Consider the following 22,223-nt stretch of genomic DNA (forward strand, 5'->3'; position numbering starts at 1 on the left):
TCGCTAAGAAGGAGGTTGAGCTGTTCGCTAAGAAGTTAAATGCTGCGTTCCTCGACGAGGTAACCCCCACTAAACTAGCCATGGCGCTAGATGAAGCCGGGAGAAAGCCCGTTCCAGTATACAGCAACGGGGCCACTAAGATAGCGGAGCATATTACGGGTAGGGGTGCAAGCTAATCAGGGGCTGGACCACTCCTCCGGACTGGTAGTGATTTCCTCTCCTCGACGAGGAGCCCCCTGGCATTTTCGTGAGCGTTCTAACGACGTACGCTTTTGCAACAACACTCCTCGCTGTACTGGTGTTCGCTTTGACACGTAGCATACTCGTGAGCTTTGCGCTCTACATCAGTGTTATTGGATGGTGGGGTTGGCTACTGTGGGTGCTCAGCGTGGCCTCAACCGTAGACCCGGTAGTAGCCGTAGCCCTATCTATCGCAATGCCTCTCTTCGAACTAATGCCTGCGACGTAGTCGGGTTAATACGAGCACCACTATGAGCACCGTTACTGCCGTTCCCATGGTGACTAGTACTTGTGGTTGCTTGTACCAGGGTTCCTCGTGTTCTAGGATGTTTAGTGTTATGGGGTACTCCTTCGTGATGTTTCCACTAGTTGCTACGAGTACTACCGTGTACGCCCCGGCTCGTGCCTCCTGGGAGACGGTGACGATTAGCGTAGTCGATGTTGACGGCACGACCAGCTCCGTGCCCAGAGCGTAGGAAACACCTTTAGGCGTGTTTAAGACCATTAGGGAGACTGCTTGAACGGGCTCCCCTTCACCTAGAACAACCACTCCTACTATAGCCGAGCCACCCCTGTACACCTGGATACTACTGGGCTCTACTTTCACGTTGAAATCGAACGGCTTCACTTCCCTGAAGTTCGCTCTCAGGCTTACTTGACCGCATACAAACAGCTCCGTTGGGTTACTATGCCTATCGTAGGTTGAGCACTCCGCGTATATATCTGTCCACTCCTCGAACACGTATCCCTGCCCCGGTATGGCCGTTAAGCGCATGTATGTTCCATCATCTACCCAGTACTCGCCTGGAGGAGGATTGGTGGTGCCGTTGCCTCTACCAACCCCTACATGAACCAAGTACTCGACGTGGTATGACCTGCTCAAAGTACCTGGGCCCGTGACCGTTAAATTAATGCAACCGGCATCGTGATTGGCGTACCTTCTATAGCCACTAGTAGAGTGGACGAACTCCTCGAAGCAGCACGCGTGCTGAGAGCCTTCATCCCACCAGAACGAGTATGGAAGCAGGTCTATATCTATGAAAGCGCCGTCGACGGAGAGGGGGGCTAGGGGAAACGCAATATCTGGTCCCAGCCCCTCGGCATTAAAGACCCACAAGTACTGTACCTTGTACTCCGCTAAAACAGTACCACTGCTTTCCGGGGCGTAGAGGGTGCCTCCCATACCCGTTGCGATACCGCTTGTCGATCGCCAGGCGTAGCGCTTGCCCTCGGTAATCGATGGAACGTGATCTACCCACTGATATGAATGCACCGAGCCGGGGCTCCAATTAAAGCTCACGGGCAGGTCCGCGACACGGTAGTCCACGCCATCAACCGTGAGAACGGTAGCATCCAGCGAAACGTCCTCCCCGATCCCGGTAATCGAGAAGGACACTGTGACCACTTCTCCTTGAGCCGTCGGCAACCCCCTGCTACCACACGTGTACACTAGTAGCGCAAGGAGTAGCAGAAGGTAGATGCTCAATGCGCTAGAGGTCCTGGAGGGCGCTCCTAGCAAGTAAAATTACCTCGTGTACAGCATTGAGTAAAGCCCTTAATATAGTTCTCAGCGACATCTACGTACCCAGAGAACCGAGCTTAAACACCTCTCGGTGAGTTAGTACAGCAATCAACCTCCTCACTACTCGGAGTCAGGCCAGTTAGAGCGGTCGTGGTCCTCGTCGGGCATACCCACATACCGGCTGAACATGAAGGTAAACAGCATCCAAGTGTTAAATCCCGGAAGCTGCGAACAACCGAGAGACCGGGGTCTAAGGGCGTCCTACGCGATACTGGACACGGAAAACAACGTGTACGAGCAGTACGGAGTTGAATACTATGTAGGCAAAGTACTACTGGAGCTACAATTGCTAAAACTACAATGAAATGTACTTTAAATGGCTTAAAGCTATATTCAAAACCGGTAAACCATTAGAAAGAATTGATTATGGCGTTAGGCGATCTAGACTAACAATGACAATGCGCCGGGGTACTGAAGCGTGCTTGTGACTTAATGCGACTGACCTTAGGCTGGTTTCCGGCATCAACTAGGCGCGGGAACCTTATTAAATGGAAAATTAATGATGGTAATCGCGGAAGGGCCGGGTCTAACAAGCATGGATAGAATAAAACTGAGCATTATCACCCAGAACTTTAACTCGTATAGCTATCTACCGTTATCAATGCTAAGCCTGTATAGCGCTTTCAAAACCCTAGCTGAACTCGGCAATATAGCTGAGGGAAGGGTGCTACTCATAGATAGCTCATCTACCGACGGATCGTACGAGAAACTGTGCCGGCTCGGATCAGAATTATCGAGGAAAACAGCCGTGGACTTCGAGTGTAGAAGGTTGAATAAAGACCTCGGCAACAGCTTTGCAATAACCTACGGTTTTCTCCTTGAAAAGAGGAGAGGCACTAATTACTTGTTAAACATGGACAACGACTTCATTATTCTCCACTCAAATGCAGTCAGGGAAATGGTAGACCTGGCCGAGGAATTCGACCTACTAAAGACTAAATACCATGCAATTACAACCATGTACATCATGGGGAATAGAGATAGATTCCTAAAACACTTAAACTCTAACGAGAAACAAGACCTCGATGAGGCCATGAACTTCGTGTACAGAGATGCGGAGAACTCCAACTTAATAATGCCTAATATAGGTTACGTGAATGTTCTTAATCGGCCTTTTCCGTTGCTTCCTGTAGTGTCTCGAAAGGATTTTAATAGCATAATCAACGAGAAGGGGTGTCCGCCAAAGGTGCTGATCTCCGCGTTTGTTCCAGCCACCTTCACCTTATACAATCCGAGCACTGCGCCCATACCTCCTTATTTCTACATCCTTGGAGATGACATCTCCTCAGGGCTAGAACACGCAAAAAGAGGCTACCTCAACGTTGTATTGACAAAGTTTGGAGGAATACACTACATTGCAACCTCACAAAAAGTAAATAGCGTAAGGCTTTACTTCGGCTTTAGGAATAGTGTTCTGTGTAATTCCTCTACTGGGCTCCGAGGGGTACTACACAAATTTACCTGGCTTGTTTACAGCATCCTCTACTCAACAGTAGGTGTTTTTAACCTCAGACACGTTATAAAACAAGGACTTGCATTTAGTGAGCTCTTAATGTCATCTTATTACTACAGTAATATGAAACTAAAACCATATATTGCTAAGTACGCAGTGCTTGGAGCTTTACACGGTACCATGAGCAGCCATCGCTTTAAGAGAAAAATTGAACGGTGGTTCAGTAAATTTGTCCTGAAGCACGGTGTTGACTATCTGGATTACACTAGACTTGACTATACCACGTGGAGTAATAGCTCATTCTCACTTAAGAACTTATTGCTATACCTAATAATGCCCGAAAAGGCGGTGAGGAAAGACGTTGGAGTGAACATCCTTAGTCGCAGGCTTAGAAGAAATTAGCGCCTTCTTCAGGAGACTAGTCGTTTAAGTAGCCCGGAATCCATGGTACAGATGTACTATCCTCATTCTTCCGTATTCACGGTGAAATTCGTATTTTTTTGTCCTATGAATAAGCGCGTGAATGTAGCCTACGATATTGTATAAGTACGCTTTCATGTCTTTACGCTGGTGCTCCCTCATCTTTCTCGTTACCTTAAGGTATATTCTCGTTAGAGGTAACAATAGCAGTAGAATTGGGGGCATCCCCCACTTGTAATACTCGATTCCATAGGCGTACTCTCTATCCTTTAATGTGATAATTGGAGGGACCTCGATACTACCTTTACCATTATAATCTAGCGGCCACGCCCCCCTTGAGATGGCGAGTGCAAATATAAACCTATCGTCACAGTAATTTACCGGGTACCTGTTCTTCATCAATACCTTGAAGAAGGCTGTAGAGATTAGCAGGGCCGAACCTATTCCCGATACCAATGGTTTCTGTGCTATGAGGTTATACAAGTAGTCCTTCGGGAGGACGACGTCGCCGTCTACCTTGAAAAGGTAGTGGTACTGATGAAGGCCGGTTTTCCTTTCAATGAACAGTAACGCCACGTTAAAAGAGTACCCGATTCTAATTGGTACGGGCCACGAGGATCTCGTGGAGACAACTATGTTCGGTATATCGAGACCGCGCTTCTTTAGGTCGATCGGCGATGCCGAAATAACGTATATGTCTTGCAAAACCCCAACCTGGTTTACTACGCTCTCAAGGCTTTCCCTGTTAAAGGTCGACTCGTCCTTGGTGAAGTATAACGTGAGTACTCTAATCACGAACACGCACCCGAGAACACGTGAGGCGATCCTGATTTTAAACTGACACGTTGAGCTTGTTCAAGACGTCCATTAAAACCATGTCCATGTTCAAGTAACGCCAGCTACCCCACCTTCCCAGGGAGACAATTCCATGTTTATTAACTTCTACGAGTACCTCAGACCTTTTCGTGGATGCGTTTATCCTGTGTATTGGGTACCCGTATTCGTGGACGTACTTTTTAGCGAAAATTACCTCGCCGCTCTCAAATACCCCGAGCTTTTCGAGATCATCAATGGTTCTTTCAACAACATTTGCTGGAACGTCCACCCCTCTAGGAACTGATATTTCGGCTATTACTAGCGATTTACCGGGGGGCGCATTACAGGGGCTGTAATTGCTTAACCACGCGTATCTGTGAAATAGAATTCTCTCATCCGGAACGTAGATCCAGTGGTGGTTGGGAGCCCGTTTATCTACTGCGACCGCTACAACCACTATTTTATTATAGTCTAGGAAATCCAGTTGCTCGGGCCCGTAGCTCACGTCTACTTCAAGTACTTTAATTAAATCGGGCAGTGGAATAGTGCTATAGACCTTTTTGCTTCTTATTTCATTGTTTACCACTAAATGTCTATCCATTTTCCTGATGCTTGAAACCGGGTAATTAGTTATTATTTGAACGCCGCGATCCACCGCCTCTTTGAGAACGGGCTCGAACAAAGCATATATCCCGCCCTTAAACGGGTAGTAGAACTTAGCCTGCTCCGAATAACCGATAGTTGGCATTCCCAGAGCCGATTTCACTATATCCCTCCAATCAGGTATAGGTAGCCTTCCAGGCGTGTGAACCCAGTCCACGTCTATCTCGTTGAGAGGCCTCTTCCAGATCTTCTTGTTATACGGAACTAGGTACTTGTTCGCAATCCACCTGCCGAAGAGCCCGTAAATCCATTCTTCGAGGTTTCCCGGCTCCCAGCCATCTCTTAGCGAGAGTAATGCCTCTAGGAAAGATACTAGGGCTTCGTAGCGTTCCTCGACTGGGAGCACGTAAAGCCCGTTTTCAAGTGGATACGGTACAAGCGTCTCCATTAGCTTTACGTAAGAAAGCCGTGTATGAGAGCATACGTTATTGCCAAGCATAGAGAGCATTCTGCCCAGTATCTCCTTGCTCTTGGAGAAAATAACGTGCGAGCCCCCGATGTCTATGGTGAACCCGCCTACGTACTCGCTCCTGAGTAGACCTCCCACGGTACTTTCCTTTTCCAGGCACACTACTCTTAACCCCTGCTCAGCCAGCGCCTTTGACGTTAAAATTCCCGCCCAGCCGCACCCCAGAACAACGGCGTCAACATCCATGGTGTGCTTACCCTGCGTTACTAAAGTAATGAGAGGACCTAGTAATTTTCTTTTCCACGCATCACGACAGTGTTAAAGCTTAACTAAGTTAATGAGGATTAAGATCCGTTGCGCACGCTGTAGCAGAGTACTCTATCGTTCTAACCGCAATCACGCTACATGAGGGATCTTGGTGAACGGGTGCAAGAACCTTAGTGGTCGGAGAGCCGTGGGAGGTCCTAAGATCTGTGTACCCAACAAGGTAGAGGAGGAGAACGTAGTCAATGTGTTTATGAGGGAGTTCACCGGCGTAACTCCCTACACCGTGGAGGTCGCGGCTATAACGTCGTTTATGCTCAGTAAGTAGGTGGGCTTCACCGTGATGGCGGCTTTACTCCTGGTTAACTTGGTGATCGGCATGGTACACGGTCGCGGAGCGGCCGGGCGATCTGACCCTTAAAGTCGAAACTAGGGCCCTGGTTATCATTCTCGTAGAGTAGGTTATGGCTTTCCTGAACTCGTGTGCTAGTTTCACAAGCTTCATGTAGTCTTCTTCGGTGAGTGGTTCAAGCCTCTCAGCTACCGTTACGTACCCTGCGAGTTTTTGATGCGCCCCTGACTCTATGTACCTGGTACTGTGACACGTACAACAACCTCTCTTCTGTAGAGGTGCTTTATTCTCTCACTGAGATGCTTGGATATGTAGATGCAGAGCAAACCGTGGCTTGTCCTCGATGAGCGTGGCGAGGAGGATACCTCGTGCACCCTGCTTCGCTGCAGAGAGCCGGGTGAACCGTGGGCAACCGCTGAAGACACGCTCCCGCAGGTGGGGCCGGGAGAAGAACAAACCGTTGAGAGGTAGATGGCTAGGAGGCTGGATACGGAAAAGCATGAAAGCCTATGAACAGCTATCCACCAAGAAACGGTTAAGGAATGATCTGCTGCCTATTCAGCACTGTTAGTACCGCAAATGATAGTATCTGAGTTAGTGCTGTGTATATCACGGCTAGCGACACGGATGTTTGTAGTAGGAGGGTTATTATGAATCCTCCAACACCCCATGAAACTCCATAGAGCATTCCGAAGACCCCGTAAGCCATTGCCAATCTATCCTTGTTAACTATGTCTGCTATTGAAGCCCTCATTATCGTCTCCGATATACCCATCGTAAACCCCCAGAAGACAGCTGCTATATACGCAGCGGCCGTAACTCTCGTAGCCAGCAGTGGTATTATTGTCAGCGTTGCTATGGGGGCTAAGTAAAGGCTCCTGAACTTTACTACGTCGTACAAGTAGCCTATCGGGAAGGCCACTACAGCGTCTACGCCCATCGCAATGGCGTATAGCACTGCTATCTCCGCGTCTCCTAAAACCCCCCAGTACTTTAAGAAGTATGATGCTATGGCCCAGTGCGCGAAGCCGAGAGACTGAAAGGTCATAGAAGAAGTATAAAGCCAGAATCTCCTACCCATGCCTCTAAATGAAATTCTCTTCGGCGAGATCTCGACGCTCCTAACTCTCGGGTACAAAGACCACGCCGTGAATATGAATACCATTGCCATAGTCCCCGGAACTAGGAGTACTAAAAACGCGTTCGAGTAACCGTACCGCACGAGCATGTACGCGAAGAGCAGGGGGCCTGCTAGAGCTCCGACCTGGTCCATGACTTCGTGGAGGCCGAAGCCCTTCCCCTTACCAATACCCTCCGTGACCTCGGCCAGGATCACGTCTCTTAGAGGGGTTCTTAAACCCTTACCAACCCTCTCTACGAGGTATAGCGATGTAGCGGTCCACCAGGAGCTTGTGAAAGCTAGTAAGGGTAAGAGTGTGACGTTCATGGCATAACCCAGCGCTATAAAGCCCCAGAAAGCAGCTGAAGACCCTATGTAGGATGCCAAGGCACCGCTTACAAACCTAAGGACATACCCTAAAAACTCTCCTACTCCTACAATGGAGGAGGCTATTGCAGGTGCTTTCAGGTACTCCAGGTAGGCCCCGCTAACGGATCTGGCCCCCTCGTAAACCATATCAGCAGTCAGGGAGATAAGCCCGAGTAGCACAAATACAAGCAGTATTCTCCTCTTCGTGCTTCATCACCTGGTACGTTAATTTTAATTCAAGGCAGGTATTTAAAGCAATCAATGCGTACTCATGGTCGAGGAAGAAGGCATCGAACCGGAGGAGATCGCACTCGATCCTAAGTGAAGGCTGCTGGCGCGATAGATTCCTAGGATCAGAGAAGATCGGGCAACCCGTAGACGTCTACTCGCAGCCGGATCAAACCGCCCTCAAACGCGTTAAGTCTTATATGAATCGCTCGCGGCAAGCTAGCGGGATACGGGCCGCCAGCGTAGGCTTTGAAGAACCCAAAATAATGCTGAAGGAGAAATCCTCGGCCCTTAAAGCCTAGGTAGAGGTGTAACCCTAAGAGGTGACCACGATATAGCTACGTCCGCGACACCGCTAACAATGAGGGCTCTCCAGCTCTTAGGGCTTGTGAACACGCTCCTCGCGTTTGGATTCTTACTATATGATACCTCTTTATCGTGATGAAAGATATGCTGGCAGAAAACAAGGAGTTTTCGGTTGTAAGAACGCCCTGTTCGAGGAAGTGAAGATTAAATGCCTCTCACAGTACTAATAGGCTTCTAAGGTATCGTCAGAGGGCTAGAAGAATAAAACGGCTAGGCCGTTAATGATGTGTTGTTAAGTAGAATTCCGCCTCCAAGAGGGCCATGTATACCAGCGCGTTCACGACGGTCACGATCGCGCCAAGCTTCAGGAATTCCTTGAACGTGATCGTCGTGTTCATCTTGGATTCGAGGTACTCGATAATGATGATATTTGACGCTGCACCTAGGGGCGTCAGGTTCCCCGCAATAGTGGTGGACATGGCGAGCGTTATCCACGAGAGTTCATCTCCCCCTGTGTAGCCGACACTTTTCATGTACTCTATTATTAGCCGTGCAAAGGGAACGTTACTTATCAGCTGGCTACCCAATATTGACAGCGCTGTTATCGAGGCGATGTTCACTGCTACGTCTAGGTGTTTCACTGGGAGGAACGCACTTACGAGGAAATCCAATAAACGGCTCCTCCAGACACCCTCCATGGATATGAACATCGTCATGAAGAAGAGTATTGTACCCCAATCAACACTTGCGATCACTTTTCTCGGTTCACTCGACAACGGGTAGAGGGCTGCCGCTATTACAAACGGTATGAACCCTCTGTGTGATATATGCGGGAGGCCCATTAGGTCCAGTGTATCGTTCACGATTAGCGCCGAGATCGACACCGCCATACCAATTCCAGCTAGCACGGCGTCTCGTTTGTTTTTCAGCTGCTCATGAGGCATGATCAGCACCCCGTTAGCACTACTGCGCTCTATTCCATAATACTTCGCGACGATGAGAGGCGTTACCAGCAAGTTTATGATCGTGGGTATGGTGAGGTATGCAGTGAATTTCAAGAATGGCGCAGTCAAGCCGGATTTCTCGGCTATTAGCACGTTCTGTGGGTTGCCTATCGGCGTCATAGCTGAACCTATTGTTAGCGAGTAGGCTAGTAACAGAAACATCGCTGTGGGGTTGATGTCTAGCGCCTTGGCAATGGTATAGGCCATGGGAGGGCCTATGAGCGCTACTGTGTCGTTCATGGCTATAGCCGCAAGTAGTCCGAATAGCGCGGAGAAAGCGTAGATCAGGAGTTTAGTGTTTTTAAACAGGCCAAGGAACCAGGCAGTCATGGTGTTTAACAAGCCCGACGACTCTGCCAGGCCCGTAATGCTGAACATCCCTATGAGGAAGAGGATCACATCGAGGTCGATTACTGATCCGAGCTCGTCCGTGTTCACTAGTCCTGAGGCTATTGTTATAAAGGATGCAAAGGCCATTACGCTCCAAATGGGGATCTGCGGTTTACGGCCCCTAATTATCAGCGCCGAGATCAACAGCACCACGATACTTAATCCAATAGCGGTTTTAAAGCCTAGCATAATCATTCACCAAGCACTGATAGACTGCTTCGCGGGGAATTTAAGTACCACTTACTCACAGAGTCCGTACATCTATGTGATCTAGCCATTTACCCGGCTTCACGGCCTATTTATATTCGTTCTTCGCGTCATTCTAGATGACCAAGGGGGTTGAAAACCTTATGCTAATTGAGATCATAAATTTCCCCGGAAGCATGCATATCTAAACGTATGCTTTAGGTGCATTTCGTGGAGTGCATACCTCGTCTTAGATGCGAGCGTGGCAATGTGCATCTCTACCCCACTAGCCCCTACTAGCCTGTTTCTCGACACCAGCTCCACCTGAGCGCTTCTAAGCGTTCCAACGACAAATCTGAGCTTTCTGTACAGGTGTTCCCTGACGACACTATTAGTTAACGTTTGTACCCAGGAAAGATCATCAGTGGCTTCTCGTAAAGCCTTAACTCGGGCTGGGGGGCATTCACGTTAACTCCATCATCATGTCGGTAATTGGAGGTGTATCATGTACATGTAATTTACCTCCTGTGGCTAACCTAGTGGCGGTCGTTGTAGTGGCCCGGGAGTACACGCGGTTTACGCACTCCGTCTTGGTTCAGGATGGCACTAGGAGCTCTTAAGAGGGCTGGGAGACCGCTACTAGAGGCTTGCACGAAAGGGACCCCGCGTGGAACTCAAATAGGCCTGCAATGCCTTTGAACACGCTTTTAAATTCAGGGCTACACTAAGAATAAAAAGTAGTGAGCACTATGAGCAAGAAGCTGTTTTACGCGATAATCTTGGTTCTAGCATACATACCCCTACTGGGCCTGCCCTTCAGCAACAGGGTGGAACCCGAGATCTTGGGCATGCCCCTACTGTGGTTTTACTGCCTAGCTTGGTTCCTAGAGATCTTCGCCTTAATGGTAGTAGCCTACTACGTTGATAAGAAGCACGTATGGGGGTAAAGCCATGGGCGCGGAAGCGGGCTACGTAGCGCTCGGCATAATTATAGGGTGGTTGACGGTAACGACGATCACAGGCATCATCGCCACAATTAAAAGGCACAAGGTCCTAATGGCAGTAGATACATGGTTCGTCGCCGGCAGAGCCCTAGGCCTACTGGTGGTTTGGCTTAGCCTAGGAGCTAACATATATAGCGCGTACACGTTCCTGGGGCTGCCGGGTGCCGCGGCAAGCGAGGGCATTAGGGTATTCGCAGTAAACCTCTACGGGATGGTGGGATACCTCATAGGCCTTCTAATAATACCGTTCCTCTGGTCCAAGGCCAAGGAGAGGGGCTGGCTCACAGTAGCCGACGCCTTCGAAGACCTATACGACAGCAAGGTCGTGGGGGCGTTTGCCGCCGTAACGGGCGCGCTGTGGTCTATACCATACATACAGCTACAGATCCAGGGTGCCGGATACATACTGGAAGAGGCATCCTACGGTACAGTAGACCCCTTAACGGCCAGCATAGTGGCCTTCGTGCTTATAGCAGTGTTCACTGTTATAGGGGGGCTTTTAAGCGTGGCGCTGATCAACGTTCTTCAAGGGGCCATAATGCTCATTGCAGTGTGGCTCGTGGGAGTACTAGCGCCCCTAGTTGCCTTCGGGGGCCTAGGGAACGTGTTCAAGGTGCTCGAACACTACGCGGCCAGCAAGCCTCCGGAGTCAGCGTTCAGCCTTACGTTAAAGCCAGACGACTTCGCGTGGATGGCAACCCTACTCGTAGCGGCGCCACTGGCCTTCTGGCTATGGCCTAACAGGGTGCAAAACGTGTTCGCGGCCAGAGACGTGAAGACGGCTAAGCGGAGCGCCGTCCTAGTGGGCATTTACCAGGTCTCACAAATACCCGCAATACTGGTCGGGTTAACGGGTCTCGCGCTCTTCTTCAAGGGGGTGATCAGCATACCTCTGTACAAGAAGCCCTACAGTGACCACGCTTTCATGGTTACCACAAAAGCGCTCCTCCCTCCATGGGTGGTGGGACTCGTTGGCGCGGGCGCTTTGGCAGCCTCGATATCAACTGCAGCCGCGATCCTACACGTATCGGGAGCACTATTCGCTAGAAACATGTACCAGAGGCTACTTAAGCCCAGAGCTAGTGGAAGGGAGCTCCTACTAGCTGCGAGGGCGTTCACGGCTATCTTAGCCTTAGCTTCACTGGTATTTGCACTACTAGCACCGGGCGTACTAGTATACCTTCTGCTCGTAGGTTACGCGGGCATTGTACAGTTCTTCCCGGCGCTCGTACTCGGCGTGTACGGGAAGGGCTTGGTAACCAAGCACGGGGCACTGGCAGGCATGGCGGGAGGCATGTTAACGGTAGCGTACATACAGGTTATCCTGAGGAGAAGCCCTCTAGGAGTGTACGAGGGGTTCTGGGGGCTCCTGACCAACATAGCACTACTACTCATAGTCAGCTTAGTGACGGGAAGGCGCAGTAGGCGGCTGAATAGTAGTGTTCTGAAGAACAATGCAAAGGCGCTCTGAAATTGTTACTTAATTAGCGAAATGAACAAGTCGTTTACGTTGGTCTCCGTGTACCCCGTCACGATCACCTGTCCAAGCCTGTAGAAGAACGTGTAACTGTCGTTGTTTTCCAGGTAGTTTATGGGGTTTAGTCCCATGGTGAGGGCCTTTTCAACTGTTTTACCATCTACTAGTGCACCGGCTGCCGGGCTGACGCCGTCAATGCCATCCGTAGCTACGCAGGCCGCTACAGTGTCCGGGAGATCGCTAATACCCATGGCCAGTGAAAGGCATAGTTCCTGGTTCCTACCGCCTACACCGCTACCTCTAACGGTTACAACGGTTTCCCCGCCTGCAAGTATTGCTGCAGGCTTTGGAACCGGTTTACCGTACTTGTGAACATTCCTTATGATCGATGCCAGCACCCTGCCTACCTCCCTCGCCTCGCCTTCAAGCATCGAGGTGAGGACAAGCACGTTAAAACCACGTGCACTAAGCACGCGGGATAGAGCTTCCAGCACGGCCTGATTGCTGAGGATGACCACGTTGTCTACCTTACTAAAGCAGGGATCCCCGGGTTTAGGTGTATCTGGCACCTCGCCTCTAACACCCCTTTCGAGGAGTTCCCTCACGTGGCGTGGTAGACTCCCTAGTAGCCCACTCCTCTCTAGGACACTATACGCATCCGCGAAGCTTGTCTCATCGGGTGCCGTGGGGCCTGATGCCACCACATCTACCCTATCCCCGATGACATCGCTAACTATTAGTGACACTACACGTGAGGCATTAATGTATCTCAGCAGCTTACCCCCCTTAACCCGCGAAAGCCTTTTCCTAACTGTATTGAGCTCGTAAATGCCAACACCTCGTCTCATTAACTCGCGAGTAATCCACGCCACGTCTTCGAGCGTAACGCCTTCTTCGGGTATCTCAAAAAGCGCCGAACCGCCACCGGAAACCAACACCAGTAAGATGTCCCTTTCACTGACGTGTTCAAGGTATTCCAGTAACCTCTGCGAAGACTTCAACGTATTTAAGCCAGGTAACGGGTGATCACCATCCAAGACCTCGATCGGTCCAACGCGCCCCCGTTCACCGGGATGTACTACCACACCTCCTGCAACCCTATCTCCAAGGACATTGAGAACGGCCTCGGCCATCCTCCTAGACGCCTTACCGAACCCCACCACATGGACAGAGCCTTTAACATCGATTCTCCTATTTCCAACTAACAGCTCGCCACCCTTAACACCCAGGTGTGAGGTGACGGCACCATAAGGATCTGCTACGCGAAGCGCACATTCAACTGCCTCGATTAAAAGCCCATGTAAATCGCTTCTCCTTAACGTATCGGCGTTCTTAATCACCTCTCCCACACCTCAACACCAATTAATCAAGGGCCACTATTACAAATAACTGCTAAGTTCGTGGTAAGGGGCTACGAGCAACTATATTTGTGGAGTAGTATGTATTCCTTGTGGGGCACAGGTGGTATGGCTTGAGGCTTTACGGGATAATAGTGCCTCTCATCACCCCCTTTCGAGGGGACTACTCAGTTGACATTGAAGCCTTAAAGTGGCTTACCGGCTACTTGGTTAGTAGCGGTGTTCACGGGCTTTTCCCCAACAGCACTACTGGGGAATTCGTGCACCTGACCCGGGAGGAGTCAGTACTCGTGGTTAAGGCCGTCCTCGAAGAGGCGGGTGACAAGGCCTGGATACTACCGGGTATAACGGCTAACAGTACCGAGGAGTGCATTAAGCTTGGAAAGGTCTTCGTGGATATGGGCGTTACGGGCGTAGTTGTTGCACCTCCCTTCTTCTTCAAGCTAGCCCCGAAAAGGCTTAAAGAACACTTCTCTAAAATAGCCGAGACGCTTGACATCCCCGTAGTAGTGTACAACTTACCAGCACTAACAGGCGTCAACATACCGGTACAGCTGTACGTGGAGCTCGCAGCCGAATACGACAACCTCGCAGGAGCTAAGGTGACATATGACAGCTTCACGTACACGAGGACACTAATACAAGAGGTTAAGTCCGTGAGAAGGGACTTTGCAGTGTTTACCGGGCTAGACGACATGTTACTGCCAGTTCTAATGATGGGAGGCGACGGCGGGATCACCGCGCTAGCTAACGCCACGCCGCAATTGCATCTAGCAATGTACAATGCGTGGTCAAGAGGTGACATTGAGCTGGCCCTCGATGCTTGGAAAAAGCTGTTAAAACTTACAAAAGTCTACGATTACACGTCATCGTACCCAACAGCGGTAAAGACCGTTCTCGCGGCTCTGGGCACGCCCGTGAAACCGCATCCCAGGCCGCCGCTAGCCCCTGAACCCCCCGAGATCGAGGCTAGAGTTAAGAGAATCTTAGAGGAACTCGGCCTAAGGAAGGCTCCGAGTAGCTAACGCGGTGACGTTAGCACGAGCGTTATGCCTGTCGCGTGCTCTAAGCTACGCGGCTGCTTTCTTCACAAGACTGTGCCGAGGTCTCGAGATCATGTGACGCCTCTAAGCGCTCCTCCTGGGAATCTTCAAAACCGCCTGCTCTAACCCATGAGAACTGCGTGAGAGCGTGTTTTCAGCTGGGCGGGCTTATTGGCAACTTCTTAAATAGCTCGTGAACGACCTCTCTTACCTGGTCTTCGCGATCGAGTAACTCCTTTAGCACGCGCTCTTCATCCACTGTAATCACATTGCCGTTTTTAACCACGAACACCCCATCTACGAGCACGTCTGTAACAGCATCACCCTCTAAGTAGCTGACTACAGCATCTACGGGGTCTATAACTGGCATAGTCTTAATGGATGACACGTTAAGCACCGCTAGGTCAGCTGGATAGCCTTTGCCGATCACCCCAACTCTCTCACCTACCAGGGCTCCGCCATGTCCAGTGGCCATTTTAAGAAGCCTCCGTGCACTAGTGCCAGACTTGTAGTAAAACAGGGAGTTAGCTACGGCCTTACCAATGGCCCTTGCCACCTTAATTTCGTGTAAAACGTCAAGCCTATTCCACGCGCCGCCATCACTTCCTATGCCAGCTATTAGGTCCTCGTCGTCGAGTAGCCCGGTCCAGTGTATGCCCATGAGCCAGGAGTCTACGGTAGGACACCAGCACAAGCCTATACCGTGCTTCTTGAGCAGGCTTATTTCCACGGGCGAGAGGTAGATCCCGTGCGCCACGATCACCGGCTTGATCTCACCTATACCTCTGTAAACCATGTATTCCAGCGGCCTCATACCGTACTTGCTCAAGGTGTAGTCTACTTCGCCCTGGTACTCGGCCAGGTGGAGCGTTAACCCGATGCCGTGTTTTCTGCACTCTTCCATGACGGATCTCACTAGTTCTTCAGAAGACATCATTACCTGCCTTAAGCTCATCCATATACGAACCCTGCTACTAGCCTTGCTAAACCCCTCGTAAAGCATTAAAGCCCTCTCCATTACCTCGGACGTGCGCCTAGTCTCTCCTTCGACTACGTCGTAAGTTGCGTAAGTTACTACGCCTTTAATCCCGGACTTGATGGCCTCCTCCACGAGGATTTCCGGGTAGGGTGCGCCGGCTTCAACGAAGTAGGTTACACCGTTCTTTAACATGTTAAGTATGCTGGCCTGTGTTGAGAGCCTGGCGAGGTCCTCACTCATGGCCTCTTCGAAGGGGACCAGGATCTTCGTCCATACTGGGGGCATTTGCATTAACACGTCACCTAGTGCCGACCTCAGTAGGAGTTGCTGTGTATGCACGTGGCAGTCGAGTAGACCGGGCATAACTACGTGGTGTTTTCTCTCCACGACGTCTTCAGCTACATACCTGTCTTTGATGCTGTACTCGTCACCAACGTCTACTATGAGCCCGTCCTTGATGGCGATAGCCCCTCTCGGTATAACGAAGTCGTATGGATTCAACGTCATGACGTACTTTCCGCATACTATGGTGTCCACCCTCTCCTTGACGGTGCTCACCGCCTCTCACCTCACACTAGTACGGATGAGGGCCTCTAACACAGCCGGTGCAACATCTTTGACATGCCTTTCCAGCTCACTAGCTAAGGCGAAGCCTGTAGGCTTTACGAGGGAGTTGCTGACTATCAACACTGAGGCGGCCTTAACTCTCCTCAATAAGCTGACTGCGAGTATCGGCGCTGTTTCCATGTCAACGGCGACCATGCCCCTGTTAACCCACTTCTCTACGAAGCCCGGCTCGGTGTAAAATGCGTCACAGCTAACTACTGGGGCCACCATGTGCTTTTTGCCGAGTTTACGTACTTGCGTAACTATGTTTTCCAGTAACTCGTAACTAGGCAGAGCAGCCTGACACACTGGTTCTTCAACGTACTGGTGGAATAGTCCTCCACAGTAGTACGAAGCACCGGTAGGTATCACGAGGTCGCCGACATCCAGCTCCTTGACCATGCCCCCGCAGGTACCGAGTCTAACGACTACTCTAGCTCCTAGCATAATTAGCTCCTCCAGGACCAGCACAGCCGATGCTGAGCCGATGCCATGAACAGCCACGGTTACTGGGACCCCGCGGTATAGCCCCGTGTAGACGTGGTAGCCCCTGATATCACTAACTAGTTTAGGGGTCTCCAGGAGCCCTGATACTAGCTTAACCCTAGCAGGGTCTCCTGCCACAATTACGTGCTCTGCTATCTCCCCCTTACGGGCCTTTATGTGGACGGGCTCTGACAAGCCTGCCACCCGATCACGCCGGGAATTGGGGATTTAAGAGTTGCACTATAGCCTCCGCCACTTCTCCCGTCTTAACGGCGCCCACTATTCCGAGTTCCCTAGCCAGTAACGTTGACTGTAACGGTATAAACCCGTGCTCAGCAAGCCACTCCACGTCGCTCAGCACCTCTCGGGTGGTTCCTTCACGAGCTATTTTACCGCCGGACAGCACAACCACCCTGTCAGCCACTTCGCCTATCAGCTGCAAGTCGTGCGCGACGAGCACTACTGTTCCTCCAAGCTTGGTGAACTTCTTCAAAACCAACAGTAACTGTAAGCTACGCTTGTAGTCTAGCCCTGAGAAAGGCTCGTCTAGAACTATCACCTTAGGCCTTAGCGCCAAGATACTGGCTATGGCGAGCCTATGCTTCTCGCCGAAGCTTAACAGGTGCGGTGACATCTGCAGTGGTTTTTGCAGGTCAACCGCTTCAAGGGCTTCTTTTATTCTTCCCTCAACTTCTTCCTTACTTAAACCTATTTTTCTAAGCGCAAAGCTCATTTCGTCATATATGGTACTAGCGAAGAACTGGGCTTCGGGGTTCTGGAACACCATTCCCACAATTCTAGCGAGCGTGGAGACGGATGTTTTACGCGTATCGTAGCCGAGTATCTTAACGTAGCCGTTAACAGGCTTCAAGAGTCCGTTAAAGTGCTTTACAAGCGTTGTCTTACCAGCACCGCTGTGCCCAATAATTGCTAGGAACTCCCCTTCACGTACTTCTAGATTTACGCCTCGTAGAATCCAGGGAAGGCCTCTACCATACCTAAACCATAAGTCCCTAACCTCTATTACAACTCTACCCTTCGCGAAATCCTCAACACTTCCTTCCTTCAGCGTGGTAGGCGCTACTACGGTGTGGGCTGACTTTAATTTGGGATTTGCTTTTAGGGACTCCACGGCTTCCCTAAGCGCTACGGGTATCTTGGGGAACGAGCCCGGCTTAGAGTCCAAGATCCTGTAGAATATCTCACTAACTTGAGGTGGCCTAACACCGGTCTTTACTACTAGGTCTTTGTCACTGAATATCTCACTGGGCGCCCCCTCACACGCTATTTTTCCATCCTCCATTATGAGGATCCTATCGGCGTGTTCGGCAACCCACTCGATTCTGTGCTCCACGACTACTAGCGTCATACTGGTTTCTCTTTTAATCTTCTCAATTAACTCGAGTATTCGCCGTGTGCCGGGATGATCCAGCATCGACGTGGGCTCGTCTAGTACGAGTATTCTAGGTTTGAGAGCGAGCACAGAAGCTATAGCCAGAACCTGCTTTTCTCCGAGGGATAATGAATAGGGTGATTCGTGCATCTTGTGAACTAGGCCCGTTAATTCTAAGATTTCCCTGATCCTCTTATCGATCTCACTGGTACTCAAATTCAGGTTTTCAAGACCGAACGCGATCTCCTCCACTATGCTCGGCATTATTACCTGTATCTCCGGGTTCTGGAAGACAAGACCTACCAGCCGGGTGAGCTCTTCGGGCCTTGACCTTAAGACGTCGAGCCCCATCAAGCTGACGTGACCCCTGATCTCGCCCCTGATGATGTGCGGTATCATGCCAACGAGCACGTAAAGCAGCGTTGACTTGCCGCATCCCGAGGGCCCCATAATCACTACCGTTTCTCCCTCACGAACCCCGAAGGAAATGTCCTTCAAAACCCACTCATCCGACCCAATATACTTAAACCAGAGGTTTTCAACCCTAATAGCGTCCACCACGCCGAACACCTACTCACCGAGCGCCTTGACGACGTAGTAGTACGTAGAGAAGCCCGTGAGCTTTAAGGCTATAAGCAGTACATAAAGAACTACCAGCACCACCACTGCAACGGTGTCACGGCTACTCCACTTAAGGGAGAAGTAGAATGTCCTGTTCTTACTGGCACCAAAACCCCTTACATTCAGCACCACGCTTAAGTCCCAGGCATAACTGAGCATCCTGATGATCACGGGGACGAACACGGGGACCGTGTAAATGATCCTTTTAACCGGGTTCTTCGAGTCCACCGGTATTCCACGGGCCCTCTGCACGTCTATCACGTTCTTAAACTCCATTAGCGTGTACGGTAACAGTCCAAAGGCCAGCATGAACATGTAACCGACTTTGTAAGGAACGCCCATCCTAGTAAACACCTGGACTAAGTCATACATTTTAGTGGTCGTTACTAGTAGCAGGAAGGCCGTGATCGGGTTTACTATGAGAAAGAATTTGCCCAACCCCACTAATAGCCCTACGTCCGTTATCCTTATGTTCGCTAGTGGAAATGTCCATAGGTATGTACCAACACCCTGGTACATCGACGCCCATACCAGTACCGTTACTACGAAGAACACTATACTGTATGCCACGATCAGCGCCGCCCTCTTAATGGAGATCTTGGCCAGCGTCAGGCCCACGATCAGTGATGCGTAGACGAATACTGAGACCGAGCCGTCCCACTGAGATGCTATGGATGCGGCAAATGCCAGTATAAACCAAACTAGCTTGACCCGCGCGTCTAGTTTGTGTATGATGCTATTCCTAGGTAGGTAAAGCCCCGTGAAGGCCACTAGAAGCCACCTTCACCCTTAAGTAGTACCATAAGCTAGTGGCGGCTAAAACCCTCCATTCCACTTCCAGCCTCGTTCATAATTCGCTCTCTAATATCGAGTACGCGTTTATAGAGCCTTTCGACGCTAATTCCCACGACGTTGCCTCTATCAACCAGCTTTTTACCGTTTACGTAAACCATAGAGACGCTTTCGCAACCTAAATTGTACACAACAGTGTGGTAGGGGTCCTCGTGCAGCCCAATAGATCTACTTAGCCTTGGCTTCAAGACCAGTATATCAGCCCTCTTACCCGGTTCCAGGGATCCCACCTTGTTCTCCAGCCCGAGGTTTAAGGCAGCAATCCTCGTAGCCATCTCCAACACGTTCCTCGGAGCAATTCTACCCGGATACCTGTAGACACTAGATTGCACTGCTATTGTAAACTTCATTTCTTTGAATAGGCAGAGGTCACCACTCGTAAGGGGGCCATCCGTGGCAAGCGATACGTGCACGCCCTTCTCCAGTAGCTCATGTACTCTCGCGACGCCTTGGCCCCAGCTCATTATTGTAAATGGCGAGTACGCTACGCCGGGTTTATACCTGCCGAGTATTTCTAGATCCCTATCGGTCAGGTACGTCGCGTGAGCCAATAATGGCCTCGCCTCCATTAATCCAACTTTCTCTGCCAGCTCTGCCGGCGTAGTGCCGTACTTCTCCTTGACGTGCTCCACCTCGTGTAGGGACTCGGAGAAGTGCATGTGTATCTTTATATTGGTACTAAGCGAGGCTTCTACGGCTTCGCGCACTGTCTCGATACTACAAGAGTAAAGTGAGTGTATGCCGATCATCGTGCTCACCCTCCCGCCGGCTGCGTTGGCGTATTTCAACGCGAAGTCAACCGAGTCCTTGACGCTGTGCTTGGGAGCATGCTCGCTGTACTCTACAATGCTCTTCGCGAGCACGGCCCTCATACCCACCTCTTCCACGGCCTTTACAACCTCTTCTTCGTAGAAATAGTGATCAGAAAACGTGGTTATCCCGTTTTCCAGCATCAGCACCATTGCCATCTTCGCGGAGAGGTAGATGTCGCTCGGCTTCAGTAATCCCTCCAGAAACCACACCCTCTTCAGCCAGTTGAAGCCCGTTAACCCTGAAAAGAGGCCCTGGAAGACGATCATGGGGGTGTGAGTGTGCGTGTTAATTAAACCCGGCATGACGACGTGGTTCTCCCCTCCTTCTAAAACATCGCACTTATGCTTCCCCAGGTTCTCCTCCTTGTCGACGGCCGTGATCACGCCGTCCACGCCATCAAACACAACCAGGCCTCTTGGTAGCACAGTGCCCTTCTCGTCCATCGTGAGCACTAAGCCTTTAATGCAAGTAGTTGACACTAAGAGGGCACCTCCGGGGAAAAAAGACCTTTATCACTAGGCCTTAAACTCTACTCTATCGGCCCAGTAAAGTCCCCGTGCTTTTATTGGCGGGTAGAGTATGAAGCCTAGTATGGGCGTTACGATCGCCGTTATGAATGCATTGTTAAATATTACCCACGGTGCAAACCAACCCCATACCATGCTTCTCGGTAACCCTATTACAGGCTCTAAAGCGTCCAGCCACCATGATATGTATATTGAGCACCACACGCTTGATACCAAGACGCACCACACGTAGAACTCTACAATGCTTCTCGGCGTTCTGAACGTGTGGTCTTTCATTAGCTTGTAGGGCACGTACGCTATTACGAAGTTGCCCACGAAGCCCCCGATACTGCCTACACTTAGATAGCCCGCCAAAGCGTCTGCTATGAAGTTTCCTATAGAGGTGCCGAGTGCTCCCGGTATGCCGAAGAGTATGCCGAAAAGCGGTGCTAGAGCGTTTGCCGGCCTGATCCACGTGAAGCCTGGTATTATCGGTATACCACCAGTTGCCGCTAGAGCACCTCCGTAGACGGCTGCGCAGAGCGCCGTTATTGAGATGTCCACTGCATCCCACCTTATTATCTGCTTGACGAGCCTTCCACCCTTAACCGTCCAGCCCAGTAGCTCCATGAAGAACAACACGGTCCCCGCAAGCCAGAGCACCAAACCCACACCAAACCAGAAGTCCCTGCCAAGCATCACGAAGGGCTGTGTAATTAGCCAGTCGGATGGCTTATCAACGCCCTTAGCTAGAATGTCTACTCCTATATATATGAAAAACGCAACGAACAGTATTGCCACTATGATTGAGACCGTCCAAAGTGCAGGTCCTACCCTTCCAGACGTCACTTCCCTTCACCCTGGCCCGTTTTTCCAGGCCTTCTCCTCAGGTACTGTAGAGTGATCCCCAATCCGGCTACCAGTATTATCACGCCAATGACGTTGTTCAGTGGATGTGGTGTTCCATATATTCCAGCGTACGAGAGCCCGTAGTAAAGTGCCATGGTTAACAACCAGAGAACCCCGATCAGGACTAGTAGCCCCCCACCGCGCCTCTTACCGGCGAACAACGCTATTCCAAGTACTAGAATTATGGCGCCGATAATAGTTAATACTACAAACTGGTCCATTGACTCGAACACCTTCGTGTGTATAAATGTTGGTCAAAATATAAAAAAGTATACCGTGGAATTGCTCTCATCCCAGTAATAGGCACGGTACAATTACTCCACGAAGCGGTGAGCACCCGGCATGGTGTTGGCGATAGGGCTTTACTCCAGCTC

General features: G+C 50.6%; 22 protein-coding genes. 7 read left to right on the forward strand and 15 right to left on the reverse strand.

Annotated features, from left to right (window positions below; translation table 11 throughout):
- Nucleotides 1–247: 247 nt before the first annotated feature.
- Nucleotides 248–469, forward strand: coding sequence for a hypothetical protein (locus QXU03_00005; GenBank protein MEM2170131.1), 222 nt, complete (start codon nt 248–250; stop codon nt 467–469).
- Here the strand turns inward: QXU03_00005 and QXU03_00010 are convergent.
- Nucleotides 452–1,759 carry a hypothetical protein gene (locus tag QXU03_00010; GenBank protein ID MEM2170132.1) on the reverse strand — a complete coding sequence of 436 codons (1,308 nt, stop codon included), beginning with the start codon at nt 1,757–1,759 and terminating at the stop codon, nt 452–454. The two genes, QXU03_00005 and QXU03_00010, sit on opposite strands and share 18 nt — an antisense overlap.
- A 190-nt stretch (nt 1,760–1,949) precedes the next feature.
- Between QXU03_00010 and QXU03_00015 the strand changes: the two genes are divergently transcribed.
- Both QXU03_00015 and QXU03_00020 read left to right on the forward strand, forming a co-directional pair.
- The gene (locus tag QXU03_00015; GenBank protein ID MEM2170133.1) at nt 1,950–2,126 is read left to right on the forward strand and encodes a hypothetical protein; all 177 of its coding nucleotides are present in this window, start codon (nt 1,950–1,952) and stop codon (nt 2,124–2,126) included.
- 231 nt (nt 2,127–2,357) lie between these two features.
- A complete protein-coding gene (locus tag QXU03_00020) occupies nt 2,358–3,677 on the forward strand; it encodes a glycosyltransferase family A protein (GenBank protein MEM2170134.1) in 1,320 nt (439 codons plus the stop codon).
- A gap of 24 nt (nt 3,678–3,701) precedes the next feature.
- Here the strand turns inward: QXU03_00020 and QXU03_00025 are convergent, their stop codons facing one another.
- Nucleotides 3,702–4,490, reverse strand: coding sequence for a hypothetical protein (locus tag QXU03_00025; GenBank protein MEM2170135.1), 789 nt, complete (start codon nt 4,488–4,490; stop codon nt 3,702–3,704).
- A 37-nt stretch (nt 4,491–4,527) separates the two neighbouring features.
- Complete coding sequence (locus QXU03_00030) at nt 4,528–5,829, reverse strand: FAD-dependent oxidoreductase (GenBank protein MEM2170136.1); 1,302 nt, start codon at nt 5,827–5,829, stop codon at nt 4,528–4,530.
- 172 nt (nt 5,830–6,001) lie between these two features.
- On the opposite strand from QXU03_00030, the gene QXU03_00035 reads away from it, so the two are divergent.
- On the forward strand, nt 6,002–6,175 hold the full coding sequence (locus QXU03_00035; protein ID MEM2170137.1) for a hypothetical protein: 174 nt from the start codon (nt 6,002–6,004) through the stop codon (nt 6,173–6,175).
- Between the two features lie 24 nt (nt 6,176–6,199).
- Here the strand turns inward: QXU03_00035 and QXU03_00040 are convergent, their stop codons facing one another.
- From QXU03_00040 to QXU03_00055, 4 genes are all read right to left on the reverse strand, one after another.
- The gene (locus QXU03_00040) at nt 6,200–6,352 is read right to left on the reverse strand and encodes a hypothetical protein (GenBank protein MEM2170138.1); all 153 of its coding nucleotides are present in this window, start codon (nt 6,350–6,352) and stop codon (nt 6,200–6,202) included.
- A gap of 382 nt (nt 6,353–6,734) precedes the next feature.
- Nucleotides 6,735–7,868, reverse strand: a complete 1,134-nt coding sequence (locus QXU03_00045) for an MFS transporter (GenBank protein MEM2170139.1) — start codon at nt 7,866–7,868, stop codon at nt 6,735–6,737.
- A gap of 632 nt (nt 7,869–8,500) precedes the next feature.
- Nucleotides 8,501–9,805, reverse strand: a complete 1,305-nt coding sequence (locus QXU03_00050; protein ID MEM2170140.1) for an SLC13 family permease — start codon at nt 9,803–9,805, stop codon at nt 8,501–8,503.
- A 174-nt stretch (nt 9,806–9,979) separates the two neighbouring features.
- Entirely contained in the window at nt 9,980–10,117 is a 138-nt protein-coding gene (locus QXU03_00055; GenBank protein ID MEM2170141.1) for a hypothetical protein, read from the reverse strand.
- 434 nt (nt 10,118–10,551) lie between these two features.
- Between QXU03_00055 and QXU03_00060 the strand changes: the two genes are divergently transcribed.
- Both QXU03_00060 and QXU03_00065 read left to right on the forward strand, forming a co-directional pair.
- Nucleotides 10,552–10,749, forward strand: a complete 198-nt coding sequence (locus QXU03_00060) for a DUF3311 domain-containing protein (GenBank protein MEM2170142.1) — start codon at nt 10,552–10,554, stop codon at nt 10,747–10,749.
- A gap of 4 nt (nt 10,750–10,753) precedes the next feature.
- Nucleotides 10,754–12,277: a sodium:solute symporter family protein gene (locus QXU03_00065; protein ID MEM2170143.1), complete on the forward strand. Its 1,524-nt coding sequence runs from the start codon at nt 10,754–10,756 to the stop codon at nt 12,275–12,277.
- Between the two features lie 5 nt (nt 12,278–12,282).
- Here QXU03_00065 and QXU03_00070 read toward each other — a convergent pair whose 3' ends face one another.
- On the reverse strand, nt 12,283–13,632 hold the full coding sequence (locus QXU03_00070; GenBank protein ID MEM2170144.1) for a glycerate kinase: 1,350 nt from the start codon (nt 13,630–13,632) through the stop codon (nt 12,283–12,285).
- A gap of 122 nt (nt 13,633–13,754) precedes the next feature.
- Here QXU03_00070 and QXU03_00075 point away from each other — a divergent pair, with 122 nt between their 5' ends.
- Nucleotides 13,755–14,666, forward strand: coding sequence for a dihydrodipicolinate synthase family protein (locus tag QXU03_00075; GenBank protein ID MEM2170145.1), 912 nt, complete (start codon nt 13,755–13,757; stop codon nt 14,664–14,666).
- Between the two features lie 172 nt (nt 14,667–14,838).
- On the opposite strand, the gene QXU03_00080 is transcribed toward QXU03_00075, so the two are convergent.
- The 7 genes from QXU03_00080 to QXU03_00110 are packed head-to-tail and all read right to left on the reverse strand — an operon-like array spanning nt 14,839 to nt 22,082.
- Nucleotides 14,839–16,221 (reverse strand): amidohydrolase family protein, encoded by a 1,383-nt coding sequence (locus QXU03_00080; protein ID MEM2170146.1) that lies wholly within the window; start codon nt 16,219–16,221, stop codon nt 14,839–14,841.
- A gap of 6 nt (nt 16,222–16,227) precedes the next feature.
- Nucleotides 16,228–16,950, reverse strand: coding sequence for a nucleoside phosphorylase (locus tag QXU03_00085; protein ID MEM2170147.1), 723 nt, complete (start codon nt 16,948–16,950; stop codon nt 16,228–16,230).
- 13 nt (nt 16,951–16,963) lie between these two features.
- Complete coding sequence (locus QXU03_00090) at nt 16,964–18,718, reverse strand: energy-coupling factor transporter ATPase (protein ID MEM2170148.1); 1,755 nt, start codon at nt 18,716–18,718, stop codon at nt 16,964–16,966.
- Nucleotides 18,719–19,540 (reverse strand): energy-coupling factor transporter transmembrane component T, encoded by an 822-nt coding sequence (locus QXU03_00095; GenBank protein ID MEM2170149.1) that lies wholly within the window; start codon nt 19,538–19,540, stop codon nt 18,719–18,721.
- A 35-nt stretch (nt 19,541–19,575) separates the two neighbouring features.
- On the reverse strand, nt 19,576–20,913 hold the full coding sequence (locus tag QXU03_00100) for an amidohydrolase family protein (protein MEM2170150.1): 1,338 nt from the start codon (nt 20,911–20,913) through the stop codon (nt 19,576–19,578).
- A 36-nt stretch (nt 20,914–20,949) separates the two neighbouring features.
- The gene (locus tag QXU03_00105; protein MEM2170151.1) at nt 20,950–21,789 is read right to left on the reverse strand and encodes a QueT transporter family protein; all 840 of its coding nucleotides are present in this window, start codon (nt 21,787–21,789) and stop codon (nt 20,950–20,952) included.
- Nucleotides 21,786–22,082, reverse strand: a complete 297-nt coding sequence (locus tag QXU03_00110) for a hypothetical protein (GenBank protein MEM2170152.1) — start codon at nt 22,080–22,082, stop codon at nt 21,786–21,788. The genes QXU03_00105 and QXU03_00110 overlap by 4 nt, the downstream gene beginning before the upstream one ends.
- Nucleotides 22,083–22,223: the final 141 nt, after the last annotated feature.

It is taken from the genome of Desulfurococcaceae archaeon (assembly GCA_038845865.1).
Taxonomy (GTDB): Archaea; Thermoproteota; Thermoprotei_A; order Sulfolobales; family Desulfurococcaceae; genus UBA285.

Coding starts and splice junctions, on each gene's coding strand:
- QXU03_00060 (MEM2170142.1), top strand. CDS start 10,552: ATGAGCAAGAAGCTGTTTTACGCGATAATCTTGGTTCTAGCATACATA.
- QXU03_00065 (MEM2170143.1), top strand. CDS start 10,754: ATGGGCGCGGAAGCGGGCTACGTAGCGCTCGGCATAATTATAGGGTGG.
- QXU03_00030 (MEM2170136.1), bottom strand. CDS start 5,829: ATGGATGTTGACGCCGTTGTTCTGGGGTGCGGCTGGGCGGGAATTTTA.
- QXU03_00015 (MEM2170133.1), top strand. CDS start 1,950: ATGAAGGTAAACAGCATCCAAGTGTTAAATCCCGGAAGCTGCGAACAA.
- QXU03_00040 (MEM2170138.1), bottom strand. CDS start 6,352: ATGAAGCTTGTGAAACTAGCACACGAGTTCAGGAAAGCCATAACCTAC.
- QXU03_00020 (MEM2170134.1), top strand. CDS start 2,358: ATGGATAGAATAAAACTGAGCATTATCACCCAGAACTTTAACTCGTAT.
- QXU03_00050 (MEM2170140.1), bottom strand. CDS start 9,805: ATGCTAGGCTTTAAAACCGCTATTGGATTAAGTATCGTGGTGCTGTTG.